This window comes from Okeania sp., assembly GCF_983059655.1.
Window position 1 is genome coordinate 1 of record NZ_CEZPJD010000311.1, and the last position, 8,890, is coordinate 8,890.

Genomic DNA, 8,890 nt, shown 5'->3' on the forward strand with positions numbered 1-8,890 from the left:
TTCCCTCTTTTCTGGAGATGTTTATTGACTACTAGTTTGCTCTTGTTGAAGACGGAGCAACTCTTCTTGAATTCTTGCTCGTAAGGTTTGATTAATCTTTTGAGCCATTGTAATCTGATTAAACAGAGTCACGGTCATATCATTGCTATTAATAATGTCTTTAGCTTTATTGCAGTAATTCACGGCAATTACTTTAATATTTCGTGGTAGATCATTAACACTACTTTTCTGATTACAAATAATTGGAGGAATAGCTCCTCCTGGACTTTGTTTTTGAAATTCATTTTGAATTTCTCTATAAACTCCTATTCTTTCGTTTTCGATTTGTAAGACTGCTTTGCTATATTTAGTTATTTCTTCATCTGTAAAGTTTACTTCTTCATCTGTAAAAGATTCCTGAGCTTGGACAGCTGTATCAAATACAGGCAATAATGAGCTAGATAACCTAGTAGGTACTACACCCATCATTAAGCCTAATGTAGAAAGAGTTGCTACTAACAAAGACTGGGATATTAGTCTATGGGGATATAGTTGAACAGTACAAAATAAAGCTTTAATCTTCATAATCTTTGATTAACGAATAAAAATTAAACTATCTAAGTACTTACGAATTACTTTAATCTGAGAAAGTTCCTTATTACTTAAGAGTATCTAATGAAAGTAGAAAAGATTAAAGTGATTTATCATACAGCACATCATCTGTGCTTTATCCAAGAATTTTTAATTTTTAGGAGCTAGATATTTTACCCAATAGGTATATTTTAAATATTTAGTTTTTCATTCTCCTGCTTGAATACATCAAATGATTTAGTAAAATATTTTACTAATTTTCATCCTCGGTACTGAAAATAAATAAATTTGATTACCCAAAGCTTTAGTATACATAATAGCTATAGGCCAGTCGGAAATTATACTTATAGAAAAAGCTGACTACAAAAAAAATAAGAGAAATGCTGCATTTCAGATTTGTTTAGTGAAGTTAAGCTGCAAGGGAGTCAGTTTGCTTTCCCTGGTCTACTAAGGTACTGGGTGGTGCGATAAACTTTTTTTCAGCTACGGCCTATTTTAACTCAAAAATAAGTTCACCTTACAATATTACAATAATTATATCATGTCTCTTTAAATACCCAAAATAAAAATTTTAGGGAACAGGGAACACCAGAGCTGGGATCTGAGGGAAACTTATCAGAGAAAATATTTTTATTATGGCGAATTAGGGTTTGCTGATTAATTATTAATTAGACATCTCCAATAATCAAAAATTAAATCAATCCCATACGCATAAATCATCAATTATTTCTCCCTACTCCCTACTCCCTCTTTTCCGGAGATGTCTATTGTTGAAAGGTAAAAGTTTTAGAATTTTCAGGTACTAAGGGAGTACCAGCTTTTATGTGGTAATGGTTCAATTAAGAGCGTATTTTGGGCAAGATAGGGGAAGAACAATCTTGGGACGATTCTTTTGACTACCTCTTCTATAATTCTCATTCCTCCTGACTACTATCTTCCCCTACTGAGAGCAGAAAAGATTGGCTTTTCATAACCGGATTTGGTATAATATCTCCTTAAAACGAATAGAATTGGCGAACATGATTTTCTTTATTAAAGAAGAAGAGGCTTTAAACCTTAATTATTCGTTAATATCGAATCCGTTTAATTCGGTATAAAAAAATATTCCATCTTCATCCAGAGCGGAAAGAATTCTGAGTTATTTTCCTTTCTGTTTGCGGAGCATTCCGTAGGAAATTATGAATTCTGGATTCTGATTCACTATCTTATTAAACCGATGCTACCGGATTTGATATAACATCATTATTGTCAGGTAAGGGCTAGTGCAAAAAGGCAGAATGCAGAAGAGAAGAAAGGTTATTTTACAAGCTTTTAAACCTTTTTTAACTGGTTAGTTATTTCCGCTATCCTGCACTAGTAACTATTGAACTAAAAATGTAGAAAATTTTTATTATTCGTATAATATCATGTCCGTTGGTATCGTTTGTGTAAAAGCTAGGGAAATATCTACTTTTTTCCTCCCGACTCCTTTTTTAAGGATACTCTATCAACCAAATTTAGTATAACATGTCATTCCTCACAATCATGTTTTTTCCTTGTCTTTTCGCTTTATAAAGCCCTTGATCGGCAGCAACAATTAAAATTTCATGAGACAATAGTTGATTAGGAACTATGCTAGCAACCCCCATACTGACAGTGACATATCTACTCACATCAGATGCATGATGTACTATTTCTAATAGTCTTACTTGCTGCTGAATTCTTTCTGCTACATGAATACCCCCTTCAATTAGAGTATTAGGTAAAGTTATGACAAATTCTTCGCCCCCATAACGTGCCACTAAATCTGCAGGACGTTTCACCGAACGCTTAATAGCTTGAGCAACTTGCCTTAAAGAATAGTCTCCTGTTTGATGGCCATAAGTATCGTTATAGCTTTTAAAATAATCTATATCGCACATAATAATAGTTAGGGGCAACTGTTCCCGTTTCAATACTTGCCACTGTTGACGGAAATATTGATCGAATTCACGACGGTTTGCTACCGCGGTTAGACTATCTATGCTAGCAAGGCGTTCCAACTCTTGATTAGCTCTTGACATAGCTGTTTCCATCCGTTTACGATCTGTGATATCTTTCCCTACTGCTACTACACAAGCTTCTCGATCTATGTAAATAACTTCTGCGGAGAGGAGAGTCGTGATAATTTTCCCTGACTTGGTGCGAAAATTAACTTCTTGGTTTTTGAATTTTCCTTTTAATGTTAATATCTTAGTAATGCGACTACGTTCTTTTGAGTCTACCCAAATTCTTAAATCTATAGTGCTTTGGCTAAGTAATTCTTCTCTGTTATAGCCACTCAAGGTACAAAAACTATTATTTACATCCAATAACTGTCCTTCTCTAAGTGTACAAATCATCATTGGAGCTGGATTAGTACTAAATGCTTTGGCAAATTTTTCTTCAGATAATCGTAGCGCTAACTCCGTTTCTTGGCGTTGAGTTACATCAGTTTGCACACCGATAAAGTGAGTTAGTAGTCTTCCAGTAGTGTCTGGTACCGGAGAAATAGATAGTTGATTCCACCATCTTGTGTCATTCTTACGAGTATTTTGTAAAATCACATTACATTTTCTTTGTTCTTGTAGAGCTATAGAAACTTCTCTCAGAGCAGTTTGATGTGGATTATTTTTGTGTAAAAATCTAGGATTTTTGCCCATTACTTCTGCTTTTGAATAACCAGTCAATTCTTCAAAGCCTTGATTGACATAAACAATTGGATTATCTGTTTGAGTAGAGTCAGTAATCATTATCCCATTTTGACAAGCATCAATTGCTCTGTGTAATAATTGTAATTCTTCCTCAGTTTGTTGACGTTCTGAAATCTCTTGTTTGAGTTGAGTATTTTCTTCTTGTAATTTTTGTTTTTGTTTGGTCATCATCAGTTGATTTTCTACACGAGCCAATAATTCTTCTATTTGTAGTGGTTTAGTAATATAATCTACTCCTCCCACGGAAAATCCTTTTACTTTATCAACAGAACCGTTAAGAGCACTAACAAAAATAATAGAAATATCCTTAGTTTTAGGGTTTGCTTTTAAGTGTTGACAAACTTTATAACCATCTATTTCTGGCATCATAATATCTAATAAAATCAAATCAGGCACTTGTGATTCAATAGCTATTAATGCCATTTCTCCATTGATTGCCTCCCTAACGTGATACCCTTTTTTAGATAGTATTTTAGCTAAAATTCGGAGATTATTAGGTTGGTCATCCACTACTAAGATATCACCCAAAAATTTTTTAAATTGATTGTTATACATAATTTTAAGTATATATACATAAATTAGTAATTTGCTATAACTAAATTCATTGAAATATTTCAGTAAAATTATCCAAAAAAAAAGATGCTTTTTCTATATTGGTTATTATTTACTAGATAATAATTACCTACTAAATAATAGTTAATAACTATTTTACCTTAATAATTTTTTAGATCAAATACTTAATTAGTTGAGTCTCAAATTGGGCAAATAAATTGGGCAAATTAAAAACTATACCAATCCTATTTTATTAGTGTCAAAAATCTTACTGTTTTTTAGGGAATAGCGGTCAGATACCGCGCCGCCGAAAGGCGCAAGCGGTGCGACCCCGCGACGACGACAGTAGCAAGGGAACGCGCACCAAGAAAGGGAATGCTGACCAAGAGAGGGAACAGGGAACAGGTAAGAGTTTCAGTTTTTTTATCTACTTTTTGATTTGTCGCAACCTATTTAGGATTGCTATAGAGAATATTTTAATTATTAAAAAAATTGACAAAATTATAGTCTTGTTATATAATTTACAAAAATATTATCTATAAATTAACCTGATTATTAATACTTAGTTTATAATGAGCAATATTGTACTGGATGTTCGCAACCTTAAAGTTCAATTTACAACAGAAGAAAAACTACTAAAAGCTGTTGATGGTATATCTTTTGTTGTCAAACGAGGGCAAACTTTAGGAATTGTAGGAGAATCAGGCTCCGGAAAATCTGTTACATCTCTAGCAATTATGGGCTTATTACTAACTAAATCTTGTCAAATTAGCGGTGAAATTTGGTTCAATAATTCTGCTGAAAATGAACAAAATTCTCAACCTATAAACTTATTACAGTTATCAGAAGAGCAAAAACAAGAATACCGGGGTGGCAAAATAGCCATGATTTTCCAAGAACCGATGAGTTCTCTAAACCCTGTTTATACCATTGGATTTCAATTAACAGAAGCTATTAGATTTCATCAAAATATTTCACCAGCAGAAGCACGACGTCAAGCAGCATCTCTACTTCAAGAAGTCAAACTACTGCCCAATGATGAAGTGCTGCGACAAAAATCTATAGAAGAAATAACAGAAGAAGGAAGGAGGTATCCCCCCTACCCCCCTTTGAAAGGGGGGGAAAAAGAAGGAAGAAGTAGTGGTAGTGGTGCAAGCGATCGCGAAATTATGCTGCAAGTCAACAAAAAAAAGCTGGCCATGCTAGACCGTTATCCCCACGAACTTTCTGGCGGTCAATTGCAAAGAGTGATGATAGCAATGGCGATTTCTTGTAATCCTACTCTATTAATTGCAGATGAACCCACAACAGCTTTAGATGTCACAGTGCAAGCGAGAATTTTAGAATTACTCCGGGAGTTAGGAAAACGCAGAGGAATGTCAGTGATATTTATCTCTCACGACTTAGGAGTAATGGCTGAAGTTGCAGACACTGTAGCAGTAATGTATCAAGGTAAAATAGTTGAGTTTGGCGAAATCGGACAAATATTTACTCAGCCACAGCATCCCTACACAAAAGGTTTATTAGCTTGTCGCCCTCCCCTCGATGGAAAAATTTTGCGTCTACCTACTGTTTCTGATTTTATGGAAGAAGTAACAAACTCGAATGGCGAAATTGAAATTAGGGAAAAAGAGATAACAGCAGCAGAAAAACAAGATGTAGATTTAGCAAAACGAACAACTCCCCAAACAACGGAAAATATCTTACAAGTTAATAATTTGCGAGTAGGGTTCCCAGTCAAAGGAATGTTTGGTAAAACTAAACGTTTATATATGGCAGTTAATGACGTTTATTTTGCAGTTTCTCCTGGTGAAACTTTAGGTTTAGTGGGAGAGTCTGGTTGTGGTAAAAGTACCTTAGCTAGAGCAATATTACAATTGATTCCTATTACAAGTGGGCAGGTATTTTTTGAGGGTCAAGAAATTACAAACTCTCATGGTAAGTCGGGAATTAAGCAATTGATGCGGAGGTTGCGACGGGATATGCAAATTATTTTTCAAGACCCCTTTAGTTCTTTGGACCCTCGTTTTACTGTTGGCGATGCGGTGATGGAGCCAATGTTAATTCATGGCGTAGGCAATAGTTACAAAATTCGACGCGATCGTGCAGCATATTTATTAGAAAGGGTAGGATTAACTGCTGATTCATTAAATCGTTATCCCTATGCTTTTTCTGGTGGTCAACGTCAACGAATTTGTATTGCTCGTGCTTTAGCGTTGAATCCTAAATTGATTATTTGTGATGAGTCTGTTTCAGCTTTAGATGTATCGGTGCAAGCGCAAGTGTTGAATTTGTTTAAAGAGTTACAGGATGAGTTTGGTTTAACTTACATATTTATTTCCCATGACTTGAGTGTAGTCAAATTTATGAGCGATCGAATTATGGTAATGAATCAAGGTAAAATTGAAGAAATTGGCCTAGCTGAACAAGTTTATAATCAACCGCAACAAGAGTATACGCGACAACTTATTGCCTCTATTCCTACTGGAAATTTAGAGAGGTTTAAGGTTTCTTAACTTTAGGAGTCAGGAGTCAGGAGTCAGGAGTCAGGAGGGAAGAAAGTGACACGCCTAAAAACGTAGGTTGGGTTGAACGGCAGTGTTAGCGGAGCTTCCCGAAGGGAAACCCAACAAAACCTTGCTACTTTTGGGTTTATCCTAACGGATAAGCTCCGCTAACGTTCCTCAACCCAACCTACGCCTATCGGTTTTTTATTCCCCCTGTTGCCTGTTGCCTGTTGCCTGTTGCCTGCGCACAGCGCTATTATAAAAAATAACTAACACATAACAGATTAAATAATTATGATTGAATGGTTAATTGCTTGGGGTGGTAGTGAAGCGGTTAAATTTATTGCTCAGGAAGTTATTGGAGAATTAGCTAAGGGTACTGCTGAAGACTATGTTAAAGATTTTTTTAAACAAGGTATTTCTGATGCTATTGGTGGGATAACAAATGGAAAAGTTTTACAAGAAGCTACGGCACAAGCTATTAAATATTTTTTAGATTTGATACAGCAAGAGTTAGAAAATGCTGAGTTAAGTGAAAGTGAGTTAAAGAAATATACTAAACCTTTAAAAAAGTTTATTGAAAATAAGTCAGTTTTAGAAGTTTTGGTTAGTGCTTTTGATAATGATATAAAATTTTTGGATACTAAGAAATTAGTTACTATTGGGAATGAAATTAATCCACCTTTGATGGTGACTCGGATGTGCGACGTGAAGCAGTGCGACAAATTGCTACTGATTGGAAAAATCAGCCGGGAACTTTAGAATTACTCAAACAATGGGTAGTGTCTGATAATAGATCGGGTGTGCGACGGGAGGCGGTGCGACAAATAGCTACTGGTTGGAAACATGAGGAGGGAATTTTAGAATTACTCAAACAATGGGTAGTGTCTGATGAGAATTGGGGTGTGCGAAGTGAAGCGGTGCGACAAATAGCTACTGGTTGGGAAACATGAGGAGGGAATTTTAGAATTGTTTTATCGTATCGCCCTCAATGATCCCTTTCAACGTGAAAATGACTTTCAAGACAACCCTCGACAAACAGCACTAGAAGCAATAGTCGAATATTACCCAGAGCATCCGCAAATCTTCCCACTATTACAAGACAGAGCAGAAAATGACCCAGACGAACAACTGCAGGAGTGGGCAAAAGAGACATTGCAGGAATTAGAGAATTCGTGAGAGCAACAGTAGGGTGGGTTAGCGTCAGCGTAACCCACCGAAACATTGTAGATTTGGCGGTGCGTTACACTTTCCTGCCGCTTAACCCAACCTACCTACTCTATCCGTACATCCGTGCCATAATCAGTTATCAGTACCTCTGTCTACATTTTTTGGTCAGATTTTTCGCTTTTGTTGGGTTGCGCTGCCGCTTAACCCAACCTACCTACTCTATCCGTACATCCGTGCCATAATCCCTGTGAGCCATATTTCAGTTATCAGTACCTCTGTCTACATTTTTTGGTCAGATTTTTCGCTTTTGTTGGGTTGCGCTGCCGCTTAACCCAACCTACCTACTCTATCCGTACATCCGTGCCATAATCCCTGTGAGCCACACTAACTAACCCGCGACGCCCGTAATTGCCCACAAGCGGCGTCAGCTTCTAAACCACGGGAATAACGAACGCTAACTGCAATATGTTTTTCTTCCAGAGCATTAACAAAAGCGTTGATATCTTCTCCTGTTGGTCTTTGATAGTCAACCTCACTAATAGGATTATAGGGAATTAAATTAACATGGCACTGAAACCCCCGCAGATTTTTAGCCAATTCTTTAGCATGGTCTGGTAAATCATTAAAACCAGTTAACATCACATACTCAAAACTAATTCTTCGCTTTGTGAGGTTGACATATTCACGACAATCTGCTATCAAATCCCCTAATGGATAAGATTTAGCACTAGGAATCAGATGTTCCCGCAATCTTTGATTAGAAGCATGAAGACTAACAGCGAGAGTCACTTGCAGTTTATGTTCGGCTAATTGACGAATGCGATCGCGAATTCCCACAGTAGAGATAGTTATATTACGTTGTCCAATACCCACATCTTGATTCAGAGACCTCACTGCAGCCAAGACATTTTTAGTATTCAGCAACGGTTCCCCCATTCCCATAAACACAATATGGCTAACTCGTCGCTCAAAATCTTCTTGCACAGTCAGCACTTGGTCGATAATTTCATGTGCTTCTAGGTTGCGGGTAAAGCCTCCTTTTCCAGTAGCACAAAAATCACAAGCCATTGGACAACCGACCTGAGAAGACACACATACAGTTAGACGTTTATGACTAGGAATGCCCACAGTTTCAATAATATTACCGTCTGATAGTTGTAGCAGATATTTAACTGTTGCGTCCGGAGCAACGGAGCGGTAATGTATGGCAGAGCGACCTATGGGAAAATGCTTAATCTCCTCGCGCCATTGTTTGGAAAATACAGTGATATCTGCCAGAGACTTAGCCCCTTTTTGATATATCCATTGATATAGTTGTTTGCCTCGATAAGCAGGTTGTCCTTGCTGTTGTACCCACTCTGTTAACTCAGACAAGGATAA

General features: G+C 36.7%; 7 protein-coding genes. 4 read left to right on the plus strand and 3 right to left on the minus strand.

All coding sequences use genetic code 11. From position 1 onward, the window contains the following. Nucleotides 1-21: 21 nt before the first annotated feature. Both AC3DU7_RS17535 and AC3DU7_RS17540 read right to left on the minus strand, forming a co-directional pair. Nucleotides 22-564 (minus strand): DUF4168 domain-containing protein, encoded by a 543-nt coding sequence (locus AC3DU7_RS17535; RefSeq protein WP_488040605.1) that lies wholly within the window; start codon nt 562-564, stop codon nt 22-24. Nucleotides 565-2,066: 1,502 nt separating this feature from the next. After that, complete coding sequence (locus AC3DU7_RS17540) at nt 2,067-3,836, minus strand: diguanylate cyclase (RefSeq protein ID WP_488040606.1); 1,770 nt, start codon at nt 3,834-3,836, stop codon at nt 2,067-2,069. Nucleotides 3,837-4,405: 569 nt separating this feature from the next. Between AC3DU7_RS17540 and AC3DU7_RS17545 the strand changes: the two genes are divergently transcribed. The 4 genes from AC3DU7_RS17545 (at nt 4,406) to AC3DU7_RS17560 (ending at nt 7,519) form a co-directional block, all read left to right on the plus strand. Beyond that, nucleotides 4,406-6,349, plus strand: coding sequence for an ABC transporter ATP-binding protein (locus AC3DU7_RS17545; RefSeq protein ID WP_488040607.1), 1,944 nt, complete (start codon nt 4,406-4,408; stop codon nt 6,347-6,349). Between the two features lie 285 nt (nt 6,350-6,634). Beyond that, nucleotides 6,635-7,102: a hypothetical protein gene (locus AC3DU7_RS17550; RefSeq protein WP_488040608.1), complete on the plus strand. Its 468-nt coding sequence runs from the start codon at nt 6,635-6,637 to the stop codon at nt 7,100-7,102. Then, nucleotides 7,042-7,293: a HEAT repeat domain-containing protein gene (locus tag AC3DU7_RS17555; protein WP_488040609.1), complete on the plus strand. Its 252-nt coding sequence runs from the start codon at nt 7,042-7,044 to the stop codon at nt 7,291-7,293. Before AC3DU7_RS17550 ends, AC3DU7_RS17555 begins: the two co-directional genes overlap by 61 nt. 16 nt (nt 7,294-7,309) lie before the next feature. After that, the gene (locus tag AC3DU7_RS17560) at nt 7,310-7,519 is read left to right on the plus strand and encodes a hypothetical protein (protein ID WP_488040610.1); all 210 of its coding nucleotides are present in this window, start codon (nt 7,310-7,312) and stop codon (nt 7,517-7,519) included. Nucleotides 7,520-7,894: 375 nt separating this feature from the next. Here the strand turns inward: AC3DU7_RS17560 and rlmN are convergent. Further along, a partial coding sequence (rlmN, locus tag AC3DU7_RS17565) for a dual-specificity RNA methyltransferase RlmN (protein ID WP_488040611.1) occupies nt 7,895-8,890 on the minus strand: 996 nt, incomplete at its 5' end.